This window comes from Thalassospira sp. NFXS8 (assembly GCF_040148805.1).
In the GTDB taxonomy this organism is placed as follows: Bacteria; Pseudomonadota; Alphaproteobacteria; order Rhodospirillales; family Thalassospiraceae; genus Thalassospira.
On sequence record NZ_JAGEMF010000002.1, the window covers coordinates 461,817 to 488,076 of the forward strand.

The window sequence follows — 26,260 nt, forward strand, 5'->3', positions numbered from 1 at the left end:
GCTTTTATTATGGGCTGTTTCTGTGCGCGTCAGGTGGGCATCGTACAGGGTGATTAAGCCTGATTCTCCGACTTTAACCGGTCAAGAACAGCAAACATATCGGACGGTTCCGGGCGTTTGGTGTAGTCAGCGTTAACCTCGGCATAGGCGATGGTGCCAGTTTGATCAATTACATAGCGGGCGGGCATGGGTATTTCGCCGGGGAGGAGAGGTATCGTCTGTTCGTGTCAGTGGGCAATTGTCAACCACTATAAACGAGGTGGCGACGGCAGCCGCCATGGCCGGGCTGGGCCTTGTCTCCATGAGCCGTGCAGGCTGCGCACAAGAAATTGCCAGCGGTCAACTGGTGGAGGTTTTAACCGGGTGGGATATGGGTCAGGTTGACCTGCATGCTATTTTCCCCGCTGGACGGGCCGCGATACCCGCCGCCCGCGCCTTTGCCGATTTTATGGCGGCGGAATTGGCCAAGGTTCTGGCAACAGCCCCTTAAAGCTGTATCAGGTCCTGTTTGGCCCTAATAGGTGCTGCGTTTTTTCATTACCGCATAGGTTTCTTCTTCAAGGTCGGCGGCAATCAGGTCTGGTCCATTGGTGTAAATGCGCCAGGATTTTTCGAATTTTTCACAATCAAGTGTCAGACGGTCGGCAATACTGGTCCATTGGCATTTGCGCGGCTGGTCCAGCCCGACAAGGTTGCCGGTGGAATTGTCTTCGAGATGGATTACCAGCAATTGCTGGTCCGTGGTTACCGAATAAACGCCATATGTTTCGTTTGCAAAACGATAGCTGATTTCTGTGCCATCAAGCTGGCGCCAGCCGCTGGGTAGCGGCCCGTGAATGTCGCGTTGGGAAAAGTTCGCTGCAAGTTGCTGCATATGGTTGTTGGGCATAATGCGCGGGTCGCTGCTACAGGCGGAAAGTAACATCAGCCCGGTGAATGTCGCGGGAATAAAGCTGTTTTTCGTCATTGCAAGTCTCCTGTAGGTGCCGGTTAAAATCCGCGATTTTCCGGGCTATTATAATCATTCCTCTGATCCGCGCAGGGTAAAGACAAATGTTGCACCGGGATCGCTGATCGGGCGGTTGGTATCAAGCCAGATTTCGCCGCCATGCTGTTCGACGATTTTTCGACAAAGCGAAAGTCCAAGGCCGGTGCCGCTAAATTCTTCCTTATGCAGGCGCTGAAACAGACGGAAAATGCGCTGGGCATGTTCGGGGTGAATACCAATACCGTTGTCATGCAGGGTAAAACGCCAGAAATCCGGTCTTTCGGGGTCGCGAACGGCTTTGATGTTAATCAGAGGTGGCACGCCAGGACGCGAATATTTGATGGCATTACCGATCAGGTTTTGAAACAGCCGCGACAAGGCGATCCGGTCGCCATATAATTGCGGCAGGGCGGCATGGGTAATGGTTGCCTGGGTTTCACTGATCGCGGCTTTAAGGTCGGCCTGGGCTTCGTTAAGGACCTCGTTACAATCGATCAGGGTTTGGCCGCCATTGCTGCCTGTGCGGGCATATTCCAGCAAATGGGTAATCAGTTTGTGCATCCGTTTGGCACCATCAACGGCATAGTTGATGTATTCGTCGGCATCTGGCCCCAATGTGCCGCCATAACGCCGTTTTAATAACTGGGTATAACTGGTGACCATGCGCAGCGGCTCCTGGAGGTCATGCGATGCGACATAGGCAAATTGTTCAAGGTCTTCGTTGCTGCGTTTAAGCTGGTTCAGGGTTTCGCGCAGTTTTTCGGCATTGTCGACAAATTCGGTCACATCGCGCGCGCTTCCCAGCATCACGCCATCCAACGGGCCAATGCAATGCCACGCCAGCCAGCGTAAATCTCCGTCTTTGTCGGCCATACGAAATACCAGTTCGGCACTGGGTTTTTCGCCACTGATACAGGCGGCGAAGGCATTGGCGGCCTCTTCGCGCTGGTCGTCGGCAAACAGGTCAAAAAACGGGGTGCCGATGGCAAAATGAACCTTGTCACCCAACACGCTTTCAAGGGCGGCACTAAATCCGCGTAAAATGCCTTGCAAATCAACAGCAATGGCGGGTTCGGGGGAATGTTGCAAATAGGCTTCAAACGGGTTGCAGATTTCCTGGCTGCCGGTGGTTTCAAGCAACAGCACCGTGGCAAAATTTTCCCCATGATCGGAATGGCGGGTCGCGGTCAGGTAAAATCGTTGACTGTAGTTATCGTCAGGATGAAGCGATACCATTGCGGCAATGCGGTCCTGGGGCCAGCGGTCCTCAATCAGGGCTCCACGCAGTTGGGCATAGGAAGCCGGGCCGAGCAGCTTCATAAAATCGTTTGCTGTGACCATTTCGGGATTATTGTCGGATTTTCCTAATATTTCAGGCCAGTTCAGCCGAAGGTTAAGGGCGGCGTGCGGGGTAGATAAACGCCAGCCAATTAATGCGCAGCCAAAATTTGACAGGCTGTTTTCAACATCGTTGAAATGCCCAGCCAGGTCTGATGCCCGGATATGCTGACGTTTCAGGCGAATCCACAGCCAGATCGACAACCACGCCATAACGGCCAGGATCATGGCAAAAAGAACGGCATGCAAGGCGAGGCCCCGAAACCATTCATGCAGGAGTGTCATTTTGGGCACCATCACCACCGTCATACGGTTAAGCCGTGGCATGGCATGATAGGCCAGCATGATGGATTTTTTGCCGTGTTCGCAGGTCAGGCTGCCATCAATATTATGGCGATTTTTAATCAGGATTTCGCGGAGTTCTGTTGCAAGATGAGGGGGGAAACTGCCATGCAACACATCAAGGTTGTTGTCGACGACCACCAGCGAAATATTATCCTGATGGGTGGGAATGGAGAGCAGGTTGCGTTTGCTGGCCTGCGCAACTGATATGCTGATAGAGGAAACAAGACGTACCAATTCGGAACGTCCCTGTTCCAGGGCGCTGTCATACAGTGTTTTCTGGATAATACCGAATGATAACAAAACGATGAATGTGCCGCTTAGGGAAAGCAGCAACAAGCGATGACGCAATGTACGCAGACTTCGCTGCGACAGAGACGGTTCAATAGCGGTCAGAAACATTGTACTGGGCGCATCCCTGTCGATTTCCTCTATACGGATGAAGGACAAAAGCCTAAATAAACCGGCACGAAGCGTAAAGCGAGATTGCTATGACCCGGTGGTTGCTGTTAAACGATCCGCTTGTGATCGGAAATGGTGTTTTCATCGCAGACAGCTTCTTGCCGAAAAAGGGCTGTCTGGTTGCCTGCTGTCGCATCTTTGGCATGCAGACGCGGCATTTTGAACAAACTTCTTTTTCGATCTGTTGACGTGACACTGGATATATCGATAGCTGATTGCTAGAAAAGCATCCCATGACCGATCTTAAACATATACGAAATTTTTCGATTATCGCCCACATTGACCACGGTAAGTCCACACTTGCTGATCGGTTGATTCAATTAACGGGTGGTTTGACCGATCGCGAGATGAATGAACAGGTTCTCGATTCGATGGATATCGAACGTGAACGGGGCATTACCATCAAATCGCAAGCGGTACGCCTGAAATATGTCGCCAGGGACGGGGAAGAATACACCCTGAACCTGATGGACACCCCGGGCCATGTCGACTTTGCCTATGAAGTCTCGCGTTCGCTGGCGGCGTGCGAGGGATCGTTGCTGGTGGTTGACGCCGCACAGGGTGTTGAAGCCCAGACGCTGGCCAACGTTTATCAGGCGATGGACAATAACCACGAAATCATTCCGGTCCTGAACAAGGTTGACCTGCCCGCGGCAGAACCTGATCAGGTTAAGGAACAGATTGAAGAGGTTATCGGCATCGATGCGTCGGATGCGCTGATGATTTCGGCGAAAACCGGCATGGGTGTGCCCGATGTGCTTGAAGCCTTGGTGACCCGCTTGCCAGCGCCGACCGGGGATGCCGATGCGCCGCTTCAGGTTTTGCTGATTGATAGCTGGTATGACGCCTATCTGGGCGTGATGATTTTGGTTCGGGTTAAGGAAGGCACGCTTAAGCGGGGCCAGAAGATCCGTTTTATGAATGCCAAGGTCACCCATACCATCGACCGTGTCGGGGTGTTTACACCCAAGCCGCTGGCGCTTGATCAGATGGGGCCGGGCGAAGTCGGCTTTATCAATTGTGGTATGAAAACTGTTGCCGAATGCGAAGTTGGCGACACGATTACCGAGGAAAAACGCCAGTGTGCCAAGCCGCTGGCCGGGTTCAAACCATCTATTCCGGTGGTTTTCTGCGGTATTTTCCCGGTTGATACCAGCGAATACGATTCGCTGCGCGATGCACTGGAAAAACTGCACCTTAATGATGCGTCTTTCCAGTTCGAGCCTGAAAACTCGACCGCCCTTGGTCTTGGTTTCCGTTGTGGCTTCCTTGGGTTGCTGCATCTTGAGATTATTCAGGAACGGCTGGAACGCGAATACGAACTTGATCTGATCACAACCGCACCGTCGGTTTCCTACAAGATCAACATGACCAATGACGAAGAAATCATGCTGCATAACCCGGCAGATTTCCCTGAGGTCACCAAGATTAGATCAATCGAGGAGCCGTGGATCAAGGCGTCGATTATGGTGCCCGATGAATATCTGGGCGGTATTTTGACCCTGTGTACCGAACGCCGTGGCGTTCAGCTGGACCTGACCTATGTCGGGAACCGGGCGATGGCGGTTTATAAATTGCCGCTTAACGAAGTGGTTTTCGATTTTTATGATCGCCTGAAATCCATTTCGCGCGGCTATGCCAGCTTTGACTATGAACTGGCCGATTATGACGAAAGCGATCTGGTCAAAGTTTCGATTTTGGTAAATGACGAGCCGGTTGATGCGCTGGCATTGATGGTTCATCGTGGCCAGGCTGAAACCCGTGGCCGTGCCATTTGCGGCCGGTTAAAGGATTTGATCCCGCGCCAGATGTTCCGCGTTGCCATTCAGGCCGCCATTGGTGGCAAGGTGATTGCCCGTGAAACCGTTTCGGCGTTGCGTAAAGACGTGACAGCAAAATGTTATGGCGGCGATATTTCGCGTAAACGCAAACTTCTGGAAAAACAGAAGGCCGGTAAAAAGAAAATGCGCCAGTTCGGCAAGGTCGAAATTCCACAATCGGCCTTTATCAATGCGCTTAAAATGAGCGACGATAAATAAGCCAGCAGGACATAAACATTAAAGGCCGCGCCTGATAATCAGGGACGCGGCCTTTTTTTATGTTGCGTGACGCCGGGGGGGTGCGTTTAGCTGATGAGCAGCGGCCCCACAACTTTTGATATGGATGACAGGCATGGATCTGGATTTACTGGCCCGGCAGGAAAACGAACTGGTTTTTGATGCCTTTGATGAAAATATGGCATGGAAGGTTGGGGCCGCCCTGGTGGAAGTAGCCCGTGCACGCAATGCCCCGGTGGTGGTTAATATTCGCACCCCGAACCGGGTGTTGTTTCATGCGGCACTGCCTGGTGCTGTGCCTGCCAATGACGAATGGGCGCGGCGCAAAAGCAACCTTGTTTTGCGAGAACATCAATCATCGCGCCGGTTTGGCATGGCGCTTAAGACCAAAACCAAAACTCTGGCCGATCATGGCCTTGATTTCGCCGATTATGCCGATCACGGCGGCAGTTTTCCGCTGCGGGTCAAAGGGGTGGGGGTGATCGGCGCGATTACTGTTTCCGGGTTGGCATCGGCCGATGATCATGCCCTGATTGTTGAAGTCCTATCGGCTGTGTTGAAAGTGGCACCGGACTAACACATGGGGATATGAAAAACGCCCCGTTTTAGAAACGGAGCGTTTTTGTTTGCCATGCGAGCAATAAACGGATGTATCTGAGGTTATTCCGCAGGGACGCCAGTGGTTGTTGAATATTCGAAATGAAATTCCTTGTCCGGGAACAGATAGCTGCGTGCACTGTGAATGGCACTTGCCCCTTCGGCGAAGCCTGACAGGATCAATTTGAGTTTATGCTCATACGTGGCAATGTCGCCAATGGCGTAGATGCCCGGAACAGATGTTTCCATCGTTGCCTGGGTCACCCCAATATGGTTGCGTTCCAGGTTCAGGCCCCAGTCTGCAATTGGTCCCAGTTCCATCGCCAAGCCAAAGAAGGGCAGCAAATGATCGGCTTCAAGGTCAAGCTCTTCGCCCTTCAGCGTCGCAACCGTTACGTGGCTGAGTTTGCCACTGGTAATATCGCCCTTTAAGCCTTTAAGCTGATAGGGGATGACCATTTCGATTTTGCCGGCTTCGGCAAGGGCCTGTAATTTGGCGCTGCTATCGGGTGCGGCGCGAAATTTGGGGCGACGATGGACAACATAAACTTTTTCTGCAATGTCGTGTAGTGACAGCGCCCAGTCGACCGCCGAATCACCGCCACCGGCAATAACTACCTTTTTACCGGCGAAATCGGCCCGGCGTTTAACATAATACTGAACCCCGCCAGACCCTTCAAAATCATCCAGCCCGTCCATCGGCGGTTTATTGGGGCCAAAGGCGCCACAACCAGCCGCAATGACCACCGCACCAGCGTCAATCACAGTGCCGACCGAGGTTTCCAGGGTAAAGCGGCCATCGTCGCGTTTTTCAAGTTTCGTCACTTGTTGGCCGAGGTGATAGGTCGGTTCGAACGGAGCGGCCTGTTTGGCAAGCTGGTCGATCAGGTCCTGCCCGGTGATTTGCGGATGGGCGGGAATATCGAAAATCGGTTTTTCCGGGTAAAGGGCGCTGCACTGGCCACCCACCATGTCGAGCGCATCAATAACATGAGCTTTAAGACCCAGCATTCCGGCTTCAAATACGGCAAAAAGCCCGACCGGGCCTGCACCAATGATGGCGATATCCGTGCTGTGCGACGCTTCCGACATTTTGATTCCATTCCAAAAAACAAAGGGCGTAGACCTGTCAGGGGCGAAATAGCATTTTGTCCCTGCCATCGCAACGTTATCTGGCCCTGATAGTTGGGTGTTGATATGGTTTTAACCGGTTCAGGTTACACTGAAACCGATTTTAAAAGCATTGCGAAATCGTCCTTTCTGACCTTAGAACAGGGGAAAGCTGATGATTTTTGTTACCTCAGGCACAGCGGGCGCAGGCGGATATGGAAAAGAATCTTGTTATCAAAAATCAGGCTGACACAGAAAAACTGGCGGCCGAACTGGCAGCGGTGGCGCGGGTTGGTGATGTGATTTTGATGCACGGGACACTGGGGATGGGCAAAAGTGCCTTTTGCCGCGCCTATATTCGTGCATTGGCGGGGAACCCGGACGAAGAAGTGCCCAGTCCGACCTTTACACTGGTCCAGATTTACGATCTTGAGCCGTTACCGGTTTGGCATTTTGACCTGTATCGTTTGTCTGATCCTGAAGAAGTTCATGAGCTTGACATCGAAGATGCCTTTAGCGAGGCCGTTAGCCTGATCGAATGGCCTGAACGACTGGAGCATTTAACCCCCGAAAACCGTTTGAATATTTATATCGAACCCGGATCAAACCCTGATGCCCGCCGGATCAAGCTGGTTTCTCATGGGGAAAACTGGGAAATGCGACTGGATAACATCAGCGGAAACGCGGCATGAGCCATTTTGCCCAAAGCAGGCAAGATCAGCGGCTTAGCGTGATTGATGTTTTTTTGCGTCAATATGGCTGGGCAGATGCCCTGCGTGAAAAACTGGTTGATGATGCTTCGGCTCGCAAATATTGGCGGTTAAGCAGGGGTAATGAAACGGCCTTGTTGATGGATTTTGCCCCTGATGCTGTATCGATTGATCCGCATGGCTTAAACGATATGCCAGAACGGCCGGCATCAATTTTACCGGTTGTGCGGACAACCGCGTTGTTTGCCCGGCTGGGCTGGCGGGTGCCGGATATTTTTGCACATGATATTCAGCAGGGGTTGGCGATTATCGAGGATTTCGGTGATCTGACCTTTACCAAGGCCTTGAGCATGGGCGAAATTGCCCCTGCCAGCCTGTATATTCGCGCTACCGATTCTCTTGTGTTGCTGCATCGTCGTGTTGATGCCGAGATGGCAAACGCGGATAGGGAAAACACGGAATGGGCGGAATTGGCCCGGTATCAGCCCGAAAATTTGCGCCGTCAGCTTGCCAGCTTTTGCCGCGATTATCTGCCGATGGTTTTGGTCGATGCGACCGCACGCGATAAAGCAATTCAGGATTTTAACTGTCTGCTGGACGAGGTCTTGCCCCAATGCGGGCTGGTTGGCGATACCCTTATTCATCGGGATTACCATGTTGATAATTTGATGCTGGTTGATACCGATGACGGCGGGGTGGATTGTGGAATTATTGATTTTCAGGATGCCGCCCTTGCCCCACGTCCTTATGATCTGGTGTCCTTGTTGCGCGATGTGCGCCATGATGTCGGCAAGGATCTGGAACGCAATATGCTGGATCGATATCTGGCGGCGTTTCCCGCCATTGATGAAGCGGCGTTTCACCGCGCTTATATTGCTACCGGTATGGTGCGTAATTTCCGTATTTTGGGCCGGTTTGGCTGGCTGGCACGTGAGACCGGTAAAACCCGGTATCTGGAATTTATTCCCCGCTGTTGGGAATTGATTCTGCGCGGAGCGCCTGAAAACCTGCCAGCGCTTGAAGCGTGGGTAGATATGTACATCCCGCCAGATGCCCGCATGATCCCTGCGATTAACGCCGCTGTTTAATCCTTTTTTGACCACGGTAAACTGGACCCGGATATGAGCACGAATGCGCACACCGTTTTAAAGCCGGCACAGGCGATGGTTCTGGCTGCCGGGTTGGGTAAGCGTATGCGCCCCCTTACCGATCATATGCCAAAGCCGTTGGTCAAGGTGGCGGGCAAGCCGATGCTGGACCATGTTTTGGACAGGTTGGGTGATGCCGGGTTTGACCGGGTGGTGGTTAATCATCATTACCTTGGCGAAATGATTGCGAAACATGTGGAAAAGCGCGATTTTCCGTCGGTTGTTTGTTCGCCAGAGGCCGATTTGCTGGAAACCGGCGGCGGGGTGCAAAATGCGCTGCCGATGCTTGATGAAAATGCAGTTCTGGTCGCCAATGCCGATATGTTCTGGACCGAAGGCAAAGACCCGCTTTTTTCCCGCATGATCGATGCATTCGATGCCGATCATATGGATTGCCTGATGGCGATAGCCCCGGTGCAGGGGGCGTTTGGCTATGACGGGGCAGGTGACTTTTTTTGGCAGGTTGACGGACGGTTAACGCGCCGGGGCGATGCCGCCAGCGCGCCGTATTTTTTTACCGGGGTGCAAATTTTAAACCCCCGGCTGTTTGATGGCATTTTGCCGGGTAACTTTTCGCTTAATGTTATTTACGACCGGGCCTTGGCAAACGGGCGCTGTTACGGGCTGGTGCATGACGGCGGTTGGTTTCACATTGGTACGCCCGAAGCCCTGCGCGATGCCGAGGATGCGATTGCCGCGTTGTAAAACAGTGTAATTGCGGTGCTTAACTGGCCCAGTGTCGCGCGCCAGATTTTTGTTGTGTGTCCGCGGCGTATAAAACGATGATTGGCAGGATGCCATCCCGGCTATATTCGCGTTAGTCTGCATTATTCGCACCATCATTATTTCCACATGAATACGGACCGGTGGATTTTCCCGGTTGGACGTAATCTTATCAAACAGGGACCACAATGACGGACAATCTGTTTTACATCCCGCCAGGTGCCCCATTTGCCGATATGCTGGCACAGCAATTATTGCGCGAAACGGTGGATCAGCCGGTGGCCTTGTCCGATACGTTGCTGTTGGTGCCCAATCGCCGGTCTTGCAAGGTGATGCGCGATGCTTTTTTGCGGCAGACGCAAGGCAAGGTAACGCTGCTTCCCACCATTCGTCCGTTAGGTGAGGCCGATGAAGACGAACTGGCGATGTTTGGCCGCGCCGATCAGGATGTGGTGCTTGATTTACCGCCAGCCATTCCGGATTTGCAACGAAAATTGCTGTTGACCCGGTTGATCATGTCGCGCGCCGATTACAAAGGTGAAAAACCAACGGCCGATCAGGCGGCACGACTGGCAGGCGAACTGGCCCGCTTTTTAGACCAGGTGCAAACCGAAAATTGCAAATTCGATGATCTTGAAGGTTTGGTGCCGAGCGAATTTGCCCAGCACTGGCAATTAACGCTGGAATTTTTGCAAATCCTGACCACCTTTTGGCCAAATATTTTGGCTGATCAAGGGGTGAGCGACCGTGCCGCCCGGCGCAACGCCATGATTGCGGCCCAAATCGAGCTTTGGGGTGTTAACCCGCCCGACTACCAGGTGATTGTGGCCGGGTCCACGGCCCCGTTCCCCGCATTGCGCACGTTGGTTGGTGCGGTTTTAAACCTGCCACAGGGGCGGGTGGTGTTGCCGGGGTTAATGAGTGGTCTGTCCGCAGGCGATTGGCTGGCGATTAACGAGGATGCCGCCCATCCACAACATTTGCTGGCACGGTTGTTAAACCAGATAGAGCGTACAGCGGATGATGTTTTGCCTTGGGGGGGAGAAGATGGGGGCAACGATGGCAGCAATGCTGGCGTGCCTTTGCAAGGTGCCGCCATTCAAAAATCGGCAATTGCGCCTGCGATGCGTGATTTGTTTGCGGATGGCAATGAAGATGCCCGCGTTTCTGTGCCGTCCGTCGCATCCCCCCTGCATACCGCTGGAACGTCGGGCAATGCGCGCCATGAACGGCGGCGTTTGGCGCGCGAAGCATTGCGCCCGGCCCAAACCACTGATCAATGGCGTTATATTGATGATTTTGCGCCCGATGTTTTGGCAGGTGTGTTGCGGGTGGATTGTTCCGGTGCGCGCGAAGAGGCCGCAACCATCGCCCTGATGATGCGCGACGCGCTGGAGGACCCCGGCAAGACCTGTGCGCTGGTCACACCCGATCGCGGGTTGGCCCGCCGGGTGGCTACTGAATTGCGGCGCTGGGAAATTGATGTTGATGATTCCGCCGGGGTGCCCTTGCATGATACGGCCCCGGCCATTTTCATGCGGCTGGTGGTGCGTACCGTGCAGGAACAATTTGCCCCTGTAGCGTTGCTGGAGCTATTAAAGCACCCGTTATGTGCGGCTGGTTTACCCCCCGAAACGTTTCGTACGCAGACCCGCCTGCTGGAATTGCAAATTTTGCGCGGTCCACGCCCGGGGCCGGGATTGGCCGGTTTGGCCGATGCGATTGATGGCTGGTGCGATGAAACCATCGAGCGGATAACCAGGGCTGATGCGGTGAATGCAGCCCCGCGGATCGAACGTATTCGCGATGATCATCAACGTTTGCATCACCTGGTCGAAGCCCTTGAGGCGTCCTTGTCGCCGTTGCTTGATTTGATGGCAGATAAAACTGTGTTGCCGGTCGAAGCCCTGCGCACCCATGTGCGGTGTTGCGAAACATTGGCGGCCAGCGACCAGCAAAGCGGGCCAGACCGCCTGTGGCGCGGCGATGCGGGCGAAGCCTTGGCCGATTTCGTTTATGAATTGTTGCAGGCCTTGCCGGGATTTGATGCCTTGCAAGGCGCGCGATATGGCGCGTTTTTAGATGCCTTGATGGCCGACCGGGCGGTGCGCCCAAGGTTTGGTAAACATCCGCGTTTGTTTATTTGGGGCACGGTCGAAGCCCAGATGCAGCAGGCCGATTTAACCATATTGGGTGGGCTAAACGAAGGCGTCTGGCCGCCTGATGCCGGGTCCGACCCGTGGATGAGCCGCCCGATGCGCGCCAAATTTGGTTTGCCCGCCCCTGAACATCGCATTGGCCAGTCCGCCCACGATTTTCAGCAACTGTTTTGTGCGCCAACAGTGGTAATGACCCGCGCCTTGCGCGTCGGTGGCACGCCAACCGTGCCGTCGCGGTGGTTGTTACGGATTGAAAACCTTTTGCGCAAGTCTGGCGTGGCAATGGAAAAGGCCGATGCCACGCAGTGGCGCCACCTGGCCGATCAGCTTGATGAACCCACAGCCGAAATGCGCGTGCGCGTGGGCCGCCCGGCACCGACACCGCCGGTCGCGGCCCGGCCCAACCGCCTGTCGGTCACGCAAATTGAAACATGGATGCGCGACCCTTATGCGATTTATGCCCGCCATATTTTGAAATTGCAAAGCCTGGATGATATCGACCTGGACCCCGGTGCGGCCGATTATGGCAATTACATTCACGAGGCGCTGGACCGGTTTATCAGCCAGTATCATGATTATTTACCCGCCGATTCCGAAGCCCGCCTGATGGCGATTGGCGAAGAGGTTTTTGCCCCGTTAAAAGCCCGCCCGGGGTTATGGGCGTTTTGGTGGCCCCGCTTTGGGCGCATTGCCAAATGGTTTGTGCAAACCGAAGCCGGGCGGCGCGATTATTTGCGCGCATCCTATACCGAACGCAGCGGCAGCCTTGTTTTAGGATCAGGGTTTGAGGTTTATGCCCGGGCGGACCGGGTGGATGTGCTGCGCGATGGTGGCATTGCGATTATTGATTATAAAACCGGCGTGCCGCCCAGCGCCAAGGACGTGATTAACGGGTTCGCCCCGCAATTGCCGCTGGAAGGGGCGATTGCAGAGCAGGGCGGCTTTAATGACGTGGATAAAGGCCCGCCCGCGTCCTATGCGTTTTGGAAGCTATCTGGCGGGGACCCGGCAGGGGAAATTCGCGAAATTGATACCGCGCGGATGAAAACCACCCCGCATGACCTTGCGCGCGATGCGGTTGCCGGGGTGGCCGCCCTTGCCACCGCCTTTGCCGACCCGCAAACCCCGTATTTAAGCGTGCCGCACCCCGATAATGCCCCGAAATATTCCGATTACGTGCATTTGTCGCGGGCGCGCGAATGGATGGGCAGCGAAGAAACGGGCGAGAGCGAACCTGCCTTGGCAGCCATCAACGCCGGAGACGAGAAATGAGAAATTCTGTTGAGGGTGCCGGAATGAATGTTGCGGATAATCGCCCGCCTGTGCTGTTAACCGGGGGGGATGGCGGCGGTGACGACCCTAACGTGTTGCAGCGTATGGCATCGGACCCGATGGCATCGGTGTGGGTGTCGGCATCGGCCGGGGCGGGCAAAACCAAGGTGCTGTCGGACCGGGTTTTGCGCCAGATGTTATCGGGCACGGAACCGCACCGCATATTATGTTTGACCTTTACCAAGGCTGCCGCTGCCGAAATGGCCAACCGGGTGAATGAACGGCTGGGCCGCTGGGCGACGATGGATGATGCCGATTTACAGCGCGATCTGGCCGAACTGGCCGGGACAGCACCGGGCGCAGATGAAACGCGCCGGGCACGTCGCCTGTTTGCCAGTGTGCTTGATGCACCTGGCGGAATGAAAATTCAGACCATTCATGCTTTTTGCCAATCCTTGTTGCGCCGGTTTCCATTAGAAGCCGGGTTGGCCCCGCACTTTGAAATTATGGATGACCGTACCGCAGCCGAAACGATGGCCGATACCCAGGAAGAAGTGCTGGCCTATGCGCGCAGCGGGCAAGACCCGATTTTGGCCGATGCCCTGGCAGTGGTGACAGGGCAGGTCCGCGAAGGGGCCTTTGGCGATGTGATGCGCGATCTGGCCCGTGAACGGGGCCGGTTAAAACGGATGCTGGATTTTCATCATGGCCGTGATCGCATGTGTGAGGCGGTTTATAAATCGTTGGGCGTGGCACCGGGGCAAACGGCCGATATGATGTTGCGGGCGGCTCTTGCCGATGGCGCATTTGATCGCGACGGCTTGATGATGGCGCTGGCAGCCCTTGAGGTCGGGACAAAAACCGACAAGGAGCGTGTGCCCGCCCTGGCGCAGTTTTTAGAAAAAACCGATATTGATGCCCGTATCGCGGTTTTTAGCGATTATCGCACTGTGTTTTTTACAGCCTCCACCGGTGCGCCGCGCGCAAAGCTGATTACCAAAAAAGCGGGCGAGAATCACCCGGCCGGGGCCGATGCGCTGGAACAGGAATGTGCGCGGCTGGTGGAACTTGAGAAAAACCGCAAGGCAGCGATGCTGGCGGAATCGACAACCGCCCTGATTTGCATGGGCGAAGCCATGTTGGCGCGTTATGCCCGCAAAAAGGCGCTCCATGCGTGGCTGGATTATGATGACCTGATTTTAAACAGCGTGCGCCTTTTGGAACAACAGGCCGGAATGGCCGGATGGGTATTGTTTAAACTGGACGAAGGGTTGGAACATATCCTGATTGACGAGGCCCAGGATACCAACCCGGACCAATGGAAAGTTGTGCAAATTCTGGCTGAAGAATTTTTCAACGATGCCAGCCAGCACGAAGATAAACCCCGCACTATCTTTGCCGTTGGGGATGCGAAACAATCTATTTACAGTTTTCAGCGCGCCGATCCCGAAAAGTTTGCCGACATGCGCCGCCATTTTGCCCGACGTGCCGCCGAGATTGAGGCCGAATGGCGTGAAGTGCCGATGAACATATCGTTTCGCTCGACCGATGCGGTTCTGGGCGTGGTGGACAAGGTGTTTGCCGGGCCAATTGCCCGTCAGGGCGTGGGCGATGAAGGCCGCGATGTTGCCCACCAGGCCTTTCGGCAGGGCCATGCCGGGCGCATCGAATTGTGGCCGCCGGTGGCCCCGCTGGCGCGTGAAGAGCAAGAACCCTGGACGCCGCCGACCAAAATTGTGCGCCTTGATGACCCGGAAATAAGGCTGGCGCGCGTCATTGCCGGGCATATTCGCCATGCAATCGACAGCCGTGAAGTTTTGCCCTCACGCGGGCGGGCGGTTCGGGCCGGTGATTTTATGATTTTGGTGCGACGGCGCACCGCCTTTGTCGATGAAGTGGTAAAGGCCCTTAAAGAACGCAACGTGCCAGTGGCCGGTGTGGACCGCATGGAAATTACCGAACAGCTCGCCGTGATGGACCTGATCGCCTTTGGCCGGTTTTTGCTGATGACTGATGATGATTTGAATTTGGCAACCTTGCTGAAAAGCCCGATCATTGGTTTTAGCGAGGATCAGTTGTTTCATCTGGCCCATAACCGCAGGCGCACATTGTGGCACGCGCTGCGTGAACGGGCCGGGGATGACCCGATGTTTGCGCGGGCCTATGGCTTTTTGGCGCGATGGCTGGGCCGGGTGGATTATGAACGCCCGTTTGAGCTGTATGGCGAATTGCTGGGTGGGCGCGGCGAGGGGGCACGCGGGGTGCGCGCGCGCCTTGTGGGCCGGTTAGGGATCGAAGCCAACGACCCGATAGATGAATTTTTGAACCTGGCAATGAATTACGAGGCCGAACACGCCCCGACCCTACAAGGATTTTTGCACTGGTTGATGGCCGGCGATGCCGAGATTAAACGCGACCTGGAACAAAGTGGCCGCGATGAAGTGCGGATTATGACGGTGCATGGGGCCAAGGGCCTTCAGGCCCCGATTGTGTTTTTGCCCGATACCATGCAAGTCCCCACCCAGGCCCCGAACCTGTTTTGGCAGGATAAGGACCAGTTGATGTTCTGGTTACCCCGTGTGGCCCTGGAAAATGACCGGGTGAAGCTGTTGCGCGATGACATCGCCTTAAAACGCGATCAGGAATATAACCGCTTGCTTTATGTGGCGCTGACCCGGGCCGAAGACCGGCTTTATATTTGTGGCTGGCAGGGGCAGAAAAGCCCGCCCGAACATTGCTGGTATAATTTGTGTGAAGCGGCCCTAAGTGATTTTGCCTCACCCGACGCGATGGATTTTAGCATGCTTTCGCCCTCTGGCTGGCAAGGGGATGGCTTTATTTGGGAAACCACACAAAGTGCGGAACCCAAGCTGGACAAGATTGCGACGGGGATAGCAACCGCTGGGGCAGACACATCATCCGATGATGTGGGAATGCGCAAATTGATCCGGGCAGTGGCCCCTGAAGAAGTATTTCCGCCGCGCCCCCTGGCGCCCAGTCGCCCGTTGGAAGACGAACCATCGGTGCAATCGCCCTTGGGAGGGGATCAGGGGCAAAGTTTCAAACGCGGTATTTTGATCCATAAATTGCTTGAACTGTTGCCTGACCTGGCACCAGATCGCCGGTTTGATGCCGCTGAACGGTTTTTAGGACAGCCGGTGCATGGGTTGGAGCCCGACCAGCAATTTGAAATTGCCAATGAAACATTGGCGATTTTCGATAATCCCGATTTTGCACCAATCTTTGGCCCCGCGTCGCGCGCCGAGGTGCCTTTGGTGGGGATTGTGGGGGGGGATGTGGTTTCTGCCCAGATTGACCGATTGGTGATAACTGGCGATGAAGTTATGATTGTGGACTATAAAACCAACCGTCCGCCGCCGCGCGATGTGGCCCAAACGCCAATGGCATATCGGCGGCAAATGGCGATTTATCGCGATGCATTGACCCAGATGTACCCAGATAAAATCATTCGCTGTCATATTCTGTGGACCAACGGGCCGTGGATGGTGGAACTGCCAGAAACCCTGATGCGAATGCAACGCGCTTGACCTTTGGCCTCCGCCTGCCTACCTTTGCATCCATAAGCGGATCGAGGTTGCCCGCTTGGGCGTTTGACCTCGTAACAACTAGGATCTGACAGAATGACAACGATTAAAGTATCCGATACGTCATTTGACTCTGACGTTATTGGCGCAGACGCGCCGGTTCTGGTCGATTTCTGGGCGGAATGGTGCGGTCCGTGCAAGCAGATTGCCCCATATCTTGACGAAATCGCCGGTGAACTTGGCACGAAACTGACCATTGCCAAGGTCAATATCGACGAAAACCCGAACACGCCAGCCAAATACGGCGTTCGCGGCATCCCGACCCTGATGATTTTCAAGGATGGTGAAGTGTCTGCGATCAAGGTTGGTGCCATGCCGAAAAGTGCATTGGTTGACTGGATCAATCAGTCGCTTTAATCGTCATGAGCGGACTTAACTATCGAAAAAGGCGGGTGCCGGCAGGCCCCGCCTTTTCTTTTGCCCGATAGCAGGAGAATGAAATGCCTGAAATGATAAAGCTGACATCCGCGATAGACGGATTTGAATTTGATGCCTGGTACGGGGCACCAACCGGGCCGCGTAAAGGCGGGCTGGTTCTGATTCAGGAAATTTTCGGTCTGGATCATTATATGATCGAGGATGCAAAACGCTGGGTGGCCGAAGGCTATGAAGTGATCGTGCCATCGATGTTTGACCGCCAGGAACGCAGCTTTGTGGCCGATCATGACGCCAGTGGTTTTGAAACCGGGCGTAAATATGCCGGGGATAATGGTACTGAAAATCCGGTATCTGATGTGCAGGCTTGCGTAGATGCACTTAAGCAAAATGGCCCGGTATTTTTAATCGGCTATTGTTATGGCGGTACTGTTGCGTGGCGAGCTGCGGCGCAAATCAGCGATCTGTCCGCAGCGGTCAGTTATTACGGTGGCGGAGTCGCCGGGATTGCCGATGTGGCGTTAAAATGCCCGGTTATTTGCAATTTTGGGCGCAAGGATGCGCATATTCCGGCCGATGACGTTACAGCCACGATCAAAAAAGCCCATCCCGAAGTGCCGGTTTATATTTATGAAAATTCCGGCCATGGTTTTAATAACGATGGCAGACCGGATTCAGACCTTGCCGATGCCAAATTGGCCCGGGTGCGCTCGGCGGCGTTGTTTGTCGCCTGTGGCGCGGTTATCTGAACTTTGCTGCCATTATCCGGTGACTGCCGTTAAATTGTGGCACATTACGTATTGTCGATAAAAAACGGGCAGACTGATGATTTTCAGCCTGCCCGTTTTTATCGGGTTTGGTGCGGGGTTAATTATGCGGCCCGGATATCACGCAGGAAGTCGTGGATTTGCGACAAAAGTGCGTGGGATTTATCGCTAAGGTCACGAGCAGCGTGCAATACCTCGCCCGATGCCTGGCGTTCATCCTCGGCAGATGCGCGCAAGCCTTCAACATTGCGCGAAACTTCCTTGGTGCCGGTGGCAGCTTCGGCAACATTGCGGGCGATTTCGCCGGTGGCGGCATCCTGTTCCTGTACGGCGGCGGCAATACCGGCGGCTACTTCGTTTAGTTCCTTCATGCGCGCGGCGAGATGCTGGATCGCCCCAAGGGCATTTTGGGTCGAGCCCTGAATATCGCCAATTTGCCCGGCAATTTCTTCGGTAGCGCGGGTGGTTTGGTTGGCAAGGTTTTTAACCTCGGCCGCGACCACGGCAAAACCCTTGCCCGCGTCACCGGCGCGGGCGGCCTCGATGGTGGCGTTGAGTGCCAAAAGGTTGGTTTGTTCCGCAATGGACTGGATTAGTTCAACAACCTGGCCAATTTTTTCCGATGCGGTGCCAAGGGCACTAAACAGTCCGCTGGCTTCGTCGGCTTCTTCGGAACCCGACTGGGCAATTTGTGAACTGCGGCTGACCTGCAAGGTGATTTCGTCAATCGCGGCAGCCAGTTGTTCGGCGGCTGACGCAACGGTATCAACATTGTTGGCAGCCTGTTCGGTGGCGGCGGCAACGGCGGTCGCCTGTTCTGTTGTGTGCGAGGACTGGTTGCTCATATCGCCAGCCGTGCCGCGTAGCTGGGTTACCGCCGCGTTGACCACGGTCAGGTTACCTTCAACTTCGCCTTCAAAACTGTGGATCAGGTTTTCGATGCGTTCGGCGCGATCGATGTGTTCCTGCTGGATACGGGCCTGTTCTGTTTGCAGGCGGTCAGTTTCCTTGCGATTTTCACGGAAAACAACAAATGCCCGTGAAAGTTCACCAATTTCATCTTCGCGATCCGTGTGGTGAATTTCGGCGTCGGTGTTGCCGCCGATAAGGGCGGTGAGGGCGTTGGTAATTTCGCCAAGGGGTTTGGTAATAGACCGGCCAATGGAGAAGCCGATCACGCACAGAATGATCAGTAAAATGGCGGCAAATGTAATGTCGGCGGTGGCGCGCTGCCAGAAAATGGCATCGACATCGTCAATATAAATGCCGGTGGTTAAGACCCAACCCCAGGGGGCAAAGTTGCGGGCATAGGAAAGTTTCGGTGCTGTGCCGTTTTGGCCGGGTTTGGCCCATACATAATTAACAAATCCGCCATCGTGGCCTTTGGCAGCCGTGATCAGATCCGACAGGAATGCAGTGCCGTTGGCATCTTTAATTTGCGCAACGCCTTTGCCAACCAGGGACGGCGTTACAGGATGCATGACGATGGTGCCATTTGCATCCATGATGAAAACATAATTATCGCCGTTGAAACGCAGCCTTGATATCGCATCAAGCGCCTGTTGTTTGGCTTCCTGCTCGGTAAGGTCGCCGGATTTTACCTTGTCATCCAGGTGGGCAATGCTGGTTTCGGCCATATCAATGATCTGGCGGATGTTTTCCTTGCGATCGTCAAGCAGGGTTGAACGCAGGGTAAACAGATCAAAAACTGTTGGAATACATAAAGCAATCGCAACGAGGATCATGAGTAAACGAAGTTTTGCTGCAATTGAGAAATTGGAAAGAGTCATATGTGAAACCCTGCGCGTGATGTTACCAGACCGGAACCGGCTAAATGGCCATTCTTGCGAAATGCTGAAAATCGCCAATTCACCTTATAGTGGCAAAAAGATAGCAAAATTCATCCAGACGTGAATTGATCTGATACCAAGTGGCAACACAAAAAAATCAAATTATTGAGGATTAAAAAGGGTTTGAAGGGTATATTTTATATAAGAAAAATATTATGTTGTTATGGTTTATCGGTTTCGCTTAATTTTTATAATAATTCCAGAAGAAAAATATTTTCTTCTTTTTATCCTCAGGGTTGTGTGGCGCGTGGTCTTCAAACATTTTGCCCCCATAAAGCCGTTCTAAAAAATAACATGCTGTCATCCCGACATGCGACCGGGGGCGTTTTTGACCGGCGATAACGGGGATATACGAGTCGTTTAACCCTGGTTTCGGGCATGGAAACAGACGTCCTATCATAACCGGTAGAAGCGTTGCTGTTTCACAGGGAAGCGGAATTATGAGTGAGCATGTGCCGCCAGGGCGGGGTCATCGCAGGTGTGCAGGTCTGTGATGGGGCAGGTCACTTATCCTGATTAATGTGTTTACCCCGCACTAAGGGATTGCAGCGGATAAATTTAAAGGCAGGGTATGCCCTGCCTTTAAAAGATGGTTTTACATTATCGCGGGTTTTTGGTGCGTCCGGCTTTGAAAATCCCGGTTCAGGCGTTGCGAATATCAGCCAGAAAATTACGGAACTGGTTCATAAGTGAATGAGACTTTTGATCCAGCCCCTGTGCCGAATTTAATACGTCATTTGATGCGACACGTTCGCTTTCAGCCGATTGACGCAATCCGGCAACATTGGCCGAGACTTCCTTGGTTCCCTGTGCGGCTTCGCCCACATTGCGGGCAATTTCGCCGGTGGCCGCATCCTGTTCGGCAACAGCGGCGGCAATGCCAGCGGCAACTTCGTTTAGTTCCTTCATTCGTCCGGACAAATGGCTGATCGCGCCCAGGGCATTTTGAGTGGACCCCTGAATGTCGTTAATCTGTACGGCAATATCTTCGGTGGCGCGGGTGGTCTGGTTGGCAAGGTTTTTAACCTCGGCTGCAACGACGGCAAATCCCTTGCCGGCTTCGCCCGCGCGGGCGGCTTCAATCGTGGCGTTCAGGGCCAAAAGGTTGGTCTGTTCGGCAATTGACTGAATCAGCTGAACAACTTCACCAATTTTTTCCGAAGCGCTGCCAAGGGCCGCAAAAATTTTGGTGGCGTCATCGGCTTCCTGCGCACCGGTCCGGGCGATATCGGAACTGCGGTTAACCTGCTGGGTGATTTCGTCAATCGAGGTTGCAAGCTGTTCGGCTGCGGCAGCAACTGTATCAACGTTACGGGCGGCCTGGTCGGTTGCTGCGGCAACGGCAGTGGCCTGATCGGTGGTGTGCGATGACTGCCGGGTCATTTCACCTGCCGTGCCATGCAATTTACGCACAGCATCGTTAACCCCGTTCAGGTTTTGTGTTACATCGCCTTCAAACTGGCCAATAAGCTGTTCAATCCGCTGGGCCCGTTCGATCTGGGCTTGCTGATTACGTTGATGTTCGGCGCTTGCGGCTTCGTTGCGTTTTCGATTTGACCGGAAAACGGCAAGTGCGCGGGCCAATTCGCCAATTTCATCCTGGCGGTCTTCGACATCGGGAATATCTACTTCAATATTGTTGTTTCCCTGTGCCAAACCATTGATGGCCCGGGTGATATCGCCCAGTGGTCGCCCGGTTGAACGGCTAATTGCAGCGCCAATCAGGCCAACAATGACAACAACAAACAGGGCTACGATAATATCACTGATGGCGCGTTGCCAAAAGGCATCGTCAACATTATCGATATAGGTGCCTGCGCCGATAACCCAGCCCCAGGGCTTATAGCTGGCGCCATATGAAATTTTCTGTGCCGAGGTTTTCTGATCTGGCTTGGGCCAGATATAGTTCAGATATCCGCCTTGCGGTGCAGATGCGACCTTTGCCAGATCGGCAAATATTCTGACACCATTTTCGTCGGTAATTGTGGTGCCATCCTTGCCGTTCAGTTCCGGTTTTATCGGGTGCATCAGAATATGAGCACTATGGTCGATAACAAAAACGTAGTTGTCGCCGTTAAACCGCTGGTCTTTTACCGCCGCCAGTGCCTGTGTTTTGGCATCATCTTGCGACAGGGTGCCATTTTGCGCCTGCCGGGCGAAATGGTCGATCGTTGAGCGCGCCATTTCGACAACATTTTTGACGTTTTGCTTGCGACCATCAACAAGGGTGCCGCGAAGGGTAAAAAGGTCATAGGCCGTTAAGGCCAAAAATGCGACTGCGACAATTCCTAATAAAAGTCGCAGTTTTGTCGATATTGTACAATTGGATAGGTTTATCATCATCGCCCCAAGTATTTATAATGTTGCAGCAGACAATGCAGTTTTGCGCATTGTGACCGTTTTCTGTCATTCTCTTATAAGTTGATGTCTGTTTATTGATTGAAATTACGGTCGATATTGTCTTCCTGTGCAACTTTCTTTCCACATGTCCCATTCGTCTTGCTAGAGAAGCATTAATTATTGAGGTGGTCAGTAAATAACAATGACCGGCAACAAAAAAATAATACTTTCAGGCTGTGAATTAACTCTGGATTGATAATATTTAAAAAATAAACACTAATGGTGTTGGTTTTTTGGGCTCTGGCAGTGTTTTTCTTTGCGATGGTTGCATTTAAGGTGTTGTTTTAGCGGGGGACCTTCGGTTTAAATTTGTAATGACAAGGGCGGGGATGATGCCTGTGTTTTTACTTGTGATTGGCGGGGTGGGGCGTGAAAATGGAAGCCGGGTGTTTCGGGGGGAAACCCTGCAAAAATCGGGGATGATATGAATCTTAAGGCGCTACGGCTGTTTCGCCTGACTGTGTTGCATGGCACCCTTTCGGGGGCGGCGACGGCGGCCCACCTTAGTCAGTCTGCCGCCAGCCGAATGTTGTCGGGGCTGGAAAGTGAACTGAAGCTGACCTTGTTTGAACGGACGAACCAGCGGCTGGTCTTAACCCGCGAAGGGGAACGTTTTTTCCACGAAGCTGAACATATTTTAAACGGGGTCGAGGAAATCCCGGCGATTGCGCGTGAAATTCGCGAGAAGGCGGTGGATACCCTGCGCATTATTACGGTTGGTCCGATCGGGGCATCGTTGTTACCGCCCGTGATTGATTTGCTAAATGCCGAACATGCCAATTTGAAATGCAAAATTGATATTGGCACGCGGTCCGATGTCGAAAATCAGGTGGGGTCACGGCGCTATAATCTGGGCCTGCTGTCGTTACCAATTAAAACATCTGTGGTCGAACTGGCGATTGAACCCGTGCTGGAAGCGCGAACCCAGGTGCTGTTGCCCGTTGATCATCCGTTGGCGGCCCTTGCATGTGTGCCGGTCGAGGCCCTTGTTGATCAGCCTTTTGTTTCCTTGCGATCCAATCAGATATGGCGGCAAAGGCTGGACCACCTGTTTGAAGCGATTGGCAAGGTGCCACGCATCAGCCTTGAAATCGGGTCGAGTTTGCTGGTGCCCAAATTTGTTGAAAGCGGGTATGGCCTTGGCCTGATGGACGGGATCAGCAGTGTTTTTATTGATCCGTCCAAAACCACCTTGCGCCCGGTTGGGCCTGAATTTTGGTTGCCTTATGCCTGTGTTTTTCCGCCGGCCGGGCAAAACCCCGTGGCGATGCGGTTTGTGGCCCTGTTGCGCCAGCAAATTGCGCGTCGGTGCGCCGATGACGCGGCATATGGCGCCAATGTAAGGCTGTTATTACCAGATTAACCGGCACATATGCATGCCATCGGGCAAATATCTGTCATTCCCCTGCGGTTTTTGATTACACCTTGCATAAAAAACGGCCCGGTCCTGTTTCAGGCTGGGCCGTTTGTGTTTTGCACCAGTAAAGTCGGGCATGTTAACCGGTTTTAACCTGGGTAATATGCTGGCGGATATGTGCGACATGCTTGCGCGCGCTGGCGGCGGTATCGTGGGCAATGGTGGTGCTGCACCCGGTGTAAAGGCGCGGGTCAAGTGCGGCGTTCAGATCCTCGCGGTGGGCAAAACATGTACGAACGTCATCGTGTTTGTATAACGCATCTGCAAAGGAAATGCCGGTATCGCGGCAATCAACAATCGCGTGATGCACCAGATCATGGGCGGTTTGGCGACCAATTGTGTTGGCCAGTTCCATCATGATTTTTTCCGACACAAGCGGGGCAGGATCGCGCATCAGGTTTTCATACATGCGATCCTGATTGATTTTCACATGGTCGAGCAATGTTTCAAGCTGGCTGGCGACCTTGTAGGAAAGCGAGCCTGCTTCATCAATCAGTTCGTAGAGTCGGAAATTATAAGCCGCATCGCCTTCGTGGCTGGGGCGGCAGGCTTCCATTGTCGGGCCTACCAGATTACGCAGCCTGGACGCTGCGGTTAGCAGGCTGACAACATATTTTGGGTTAAACTTGTGCGGCATGGTAGAACTGCCAACGACATCGGCTGCCTGAACCTCGCTGACTTCATCCACCTCGTTTGACATCAGGGTATAAAGTTCGGTGCCCATGCGTTCGCAGGCGACAGCAAACATGCCCAGCATGGCAACATATTCGGCAAAGCCATCATTGGTGGCACGTGAATGCACCGTTGAGGCGGTTAAACCCAAATGTTTCGCCATCGTATCGGCCAGTTTTTGGCCGATATCGCCATAGCTGTGCATGGCGCCGGCGGCACCGCCAAAAATTAGCATAAAGGTGCGTGGTTCGGCGCTGATCAGGCGGTCGGCACAGCGTTGAAATTCGTCAATCCAGCCCGCCATTTTATAGCCAAAGGTAATTGGCAGGGCCTGGCGGCGGTTGGTGCGCGCCACGGTAAGCCAGTCCGCCGTCCGGTCGGCCATCTCGGCCATTTTCGCCAACGCATTTCCGATACGGGCCAGGACAAAATGGTGTGATTTGCGCAATTGCAGGGTTTTACCGGCAATGATGATGTTTTGGGTGGTCGCCCCCCAATGAACATACCCCCCGGCATCGCCCGCACATTTTGCCGCCAGGGCACGTACGGTCGACATAATCGGGGACATGCTGGCGGCGATGTCATTTTTTAAGGCGTCAACGTCAAATTGGGCCAAATCGGTATGCTTGATGATTTCGTCACAGGCCGTTTGGGGGATCATGCCCAATTCGGCCTGGGCGATTGCCAATGCGCCTTCTACATCCAGCCAGCTTTGCCAGGTGGCTTGTGATGTAAACAAATCGTCGGTCGAGACAGGCAGGTTGCGCGTGTTCATTATCATCGTCTCTTGTGTTGCGGCGTCAGGGCAGGGCGGGCGCATTGGCAGTTCAGGTTGATCGGGGCGGTTAACCCACCACAAACAGCAGGTTATAGACAAACAGCATAACCAGTCCGCCAATAAGCGGTATGGCCGTTCGTTTAACAATATCGATTGGCGAGCATTCGGCGACTTCGGCCACGGCAATGATGACACCCGATACCGGCGACAGTGACCGGGCGATACCGGCAGTAAACTGAAGCGGCAATAACAGGCTGACAGCGCCGGTGGCCGTGCCAGCGGTAATGTTTGGGGCCAGGCTGGCAAACGAGAAGAACGCCGCATTGCCTGACCCGGTCATAATAGCGGTGATAGCCACCAGCGCACAGGCCACCAGCATCATACCCAGAATGCCAAAACCGGCATTTTGCGCACTGGCGATCATGAAATCGATGGCGCCAATGGCTTTAAGGCCTGCGGCAAAAAATTCGGCGCAAATGATCAGGGAAATGATGGTCGAGAACATGTTGCCCATGCCCCGGAAAAACACCATGAACCCCTTGAACACATCGGCCATTTTGTGACGATTACGAAACATTTCGCAGAAAAGGCCAATTAACGCGCCAATAATCATGGCGGTAACAACACCGAGTTCAATTTGATGGATCAGCAATTTGCTGAAAATCAGAATCAGGGTTAAGGGCAGAATGGGTAACAGGGCATAAAAACCCGGAGCGTGCGGTTCGTCACTCGCTGTGGAGCCGGCACCCGTTATGACCGCGCCATGATGGGGCACGACAACTTCGTGATTATCGCGGCGGTCAAAATATTTTGCACTGAAATAGGTCAGAATGCAGATAACAGGCACAATGCAGGCGGCGACCGGAATTTGATATTGGGCAAAGAAAATCGCAACATCAATATTGGCGGTATGGGCGGCAAGGTTAGCGGTGCCCGATGCCGGGCCAAGGTCGAGAACCGATGTGGTGCCGATCATGGCAGCTGCGGCCGCGCGGCTAACACCAAGTTTTACCAGTGTCGGATACAGGGTAACCAGCAACAGCATGGCAAGGCCGGCGGCACTGGGGATAAAAATGTTCAGGATCTGGCCGACAGCATAACCCAAAGCCAGCACAATATAAGGCGCGCCAATACGGGCGAGGGGACGGGTGGTGATGTTAACCATCGCCTGTGTCGCGCCAATATGGTCCATATATTTGGCAAAGCCGCCAGCTGCCATAATGATCAGGCCCAAACCCGCCAGGCGATAGGACATGATGGCATGGATATGTTCAAAAATATCGAAGCCGGGCCAGCCGGTGGGGTCGTCTTTTTTGAAAACAATATCATGGGTCGGGTAAAAAATGGCGGTAACGGCAAACAGCGTTAAACCGGCCAGCAGCAAGACAGTATGTGGCTGGTATTTTTTGACGATTAAGGTGGCAGCAACCACGCTGACCACAATCGCAATCATTAATTCTATCATTTTGTTTCCTCCCAGTCGTACGGTC

General features: G+C 53.7%; 18 protein-coding genes and 1 pseudogene. 11 read left to right on the top strand and 8 right to left on the bottom strand.

Annotated elements, in window-relative coordinates:
- Positions 1-53: 53 nt before the first annotated feature.
- Positions 54-188, bottom strand: coding sequence for a thioredoxin domain-containing protein (locus J4E05_RS11430; RefSeq protein WP_349595579.1), 135 nt, complete (start codon positions 186-188; stop codon positions 54-56).
- Positions 189-208: 20 nt separating this feature from the next.
- Between J4E05_RS11430 and J4E05_RS11435 the strand changes: the two are divergent.
- Positions 209-490, top strand: a pseudogene (locus tag J4E05_RS11435) (LysR substrate-binding domain-containing protein); the annotation flags it as partial.
- Between the two features lie 24 nt (positions 491-514).
- Here the strand turns inward: J4E05_RS11435 and J4E05_RS11440 are convergent.
- Positions 515-967: a hypothetical protein gene (locus J4E05_RS11440; protein WP_349595582.1), complete on the bottom strand. Its 453-nt coding sequence runs from the start codon at positions 965-967 to the stop codon at positions 515-517.
- Between the two features lie 54 nt (positions 968-1,021).
- On the bottom strand, positions 1,022-3,070 hold the full coding sequence (locus tag J4E05_RS11445) for a sensor histidine kinase (protein ID WP_349595585.1): 2,049 nt from the start codon (positions 3,068-3,070) through the stop codon (positions 1,022-1,024).
- Positions 3,071-3,363: 293 nt separating this feature from the next.
- On the opposite strand from J4E05_RS11445, the gene lepA reads away from it, so the two are divergent.
- A complete protein-coding gene (gene lepA / locus J4E05_RS11450) occupies positions 3,364-5,169 on the top strand; it encodes a translation elongation factor 4 (RefSeq protein WP_085589979.1) in 1,806 nt (601 codons plus the stop codon).
- Between the two features lie 133 nt (positions 5,170-5,302).
- Positions 5,303-5,764 (top strand): heme-degrading domain-containing protein, encoded by a 462-nt coding sequence (locus J4E05_RS11455; protein ID WP_210402864.1) that lies wholly within the window; start codon positions 5,303-5,305, stop codon positions 5,762-5,764.
- A gap of 83 nt (positions 5,765-5,847) precedes the next feature.
- On the opposite strand, the gene J4E05_RS11460 is transcribed toward J4E05_RS11455, so the two are convergent.
- Positions 5,848-6,876 (bottom strand): NAD(P)/FAD-dependent oxidoreductase, encoded by a 1,029-nt coding sequence (locus tag J4E05_RS11460; protein WP_349595590.1) that lies wholly within the window; start codon positions 6,874-6,876, stop codon positions 5,848-5,850.
- 233 nt (positions 6,877-7,109) lie between these two features.
- Between J4E05_RS11460 and tsaE the strand changes: the two genes are divergently transcribed.
- From tsaE to J4E05_RS11495, 7 genes are all read left to right on the top strand, one after another.
- Positions 7,110-7,586 carry a tRNA (adenosine(37)-N6)-threonylcarbamoyltransferase complex ATPase subunit type 1 TsaE gene (tsaE, locus tag J4E05_RS11465; RefSeq protein ID WP_349595593.1) on the top strand — a complete coding sequence of 159 codons (477 nt, stop codon included), beginning with the start codon at positions 7,110-7,112 and terminating at the stop codon, positions 7,584-7,586.
- A complete protein-coding gene (locus J4E05_RS11470; RefSeq protein WP_349595596.1) occupies positions 7,583-8,692 on the top strand; it encodes an aminoglycoside phosphotransferase family protein in 1,110 nt (369 codons plus the stop codon). Before tsaE ends, J4E05_RS11470 begins: the two co-directional genes overlap by 4 nt.
- Before the next feature lie 33 nt (positions 8,693-8,725).
- Positions 8,726-9,457, top strand: coding sequence for a nucleotidyltransferase family protein (locus J4E05_RS11475; RefSeq protein WP_349595598.1), 732 nt, complete (start codon positions 8,726-8,728; stop codon positions 9,455-9,457).
- 206 nt (positions 9,458-9,663) lie between these two features.
- Positions 9,664-12,906, top strand: a complete 3,243-nt coding sequence (addB, locus tag J4E05_RS11480) for a double-strand break repair protein AddB (RefSeq protein ID WP_349595601.1) — start codon at positions 9,664-9,666, stop codon at positions 12,904-12,906.
- Between the two features lie 23 nt (positions 12,907-12,929).
- On the top strand, positions 12,930-16,454 hold the full coding sequence (addA, locus tag J4E05_RS11485; RefSeq protein WP_503012345.1) for a double-strand break repair helicase AddA: 3,525 nt from the start codon (positions 12,930-12,932) through the stop codon (positions 16,452-16,454).
- 93 nt (positions 16,455-16,547) lie between these two features.
- Entirely contained in the window at positions 16,548-16,868 is a 321-nt protein-coding gene (trxA, locus tag J4E05_RS11490; RefSeq protein ID WP_085589967.1) for a thioredoxin TrxA, read from the top strand.
- Between the two features lie 83 nt (positions 16,869-16,951).
- On the top strand, positions 16,952-17,635 hold the full coding sequence (locus J4E05_RS11495) for a dienelactone hydrolase family protein (RefSeq protein WP_349595606.1): 684 nt from the start codon (positions 16,952-16,954) through the stop codon (positions 17,633-17,635).
- Positions 17,636-17,757: 122 nt separating this feature from the next.
- Here J4E05_RS11495 and J4E05_RS11500 read toward each other — a convergent pair whose 3' ends face one another.
- Both J4E05_RS11500 and J4E05_RS11505 read right to left on the bottom strand, forming a co-directional pair.
- Positions 17,758-19,443, bottom strand: a complete 1,686-nt coding sequence (locus tag J4E05_RS11500) for a methyl-accepting chemotaxis protein (protein ID WP_349595608.1) — start codon at positions 19,441-19,443, stop codon at positions 17,758-17,760.
- Positions 19,444-20,145: 702 nt separating this feature from the next.
- Positions 20,146-21,771 carry a methyl-accepting chemotaxis protein gene (locus tag J4E05_RS11505; RefSeq protein WP_349595611.1) on the bottom strand — a complete coding sequence of 542 codons (1,626 nt, stop codon included), beginning with the start codon at positions 21,769-21,771 and terminating at the stop codon, positions 20,146-20,148.
- 556 nt (positions 21,772-22,327) lie between these two features.
- Here J4E05_RS11505 and J4E05_RS11510 point away from each other — a divergent pair.
- Positions 22,328-23,266 carry a LysR family transcriptional regulator gene (locus tag J4E05_RS11510; protein WP_085589962.1) on the top strand — a complete coding sequence of 313 codons (939 nt, stop codon included), beginning with the start codon at positions 22,328-22,330 and terminating at the stop codon, positions 23,264-23,266.
- A gap of 133 nt (positions 23,267-23,399) precedes the next feature.
- Here J4E05_RS11510 and J4E05_RS11515 read toward each other — a convergent pair whose 3' ends face one another.
- Both J4E05_RS11515 and dcuC read right to left on the bottom strand, forming a co-directional pair.
- On the bottom strand, positions 23,400-24,767 hold the full coding sequence (locus J4E05_RS11515; RefSeq protein WP_349595613.1) for a lyase family protein: 1,368 nt from the start codon (positions 24,765-24,767) through the stop codon (positions 23,400-23,402).
- Between the two features lie 70 nt (positions 24,768-24,837).
- Positions 24,838-26,235: a C4-dicarboxylate transporter DcuC gene (dcuC, locus tag J4E05_RS11520; protein ID WP_349595616.1), complete on the bottom strand. Its 1,398-nt coding sequence runs from the start codon at positions 26,233-26,235 to the stop codon at positions 24,838-24,840.
- Between the last annotated feature and the right edge of the window lie 25 nt (positions 26,236-26,260).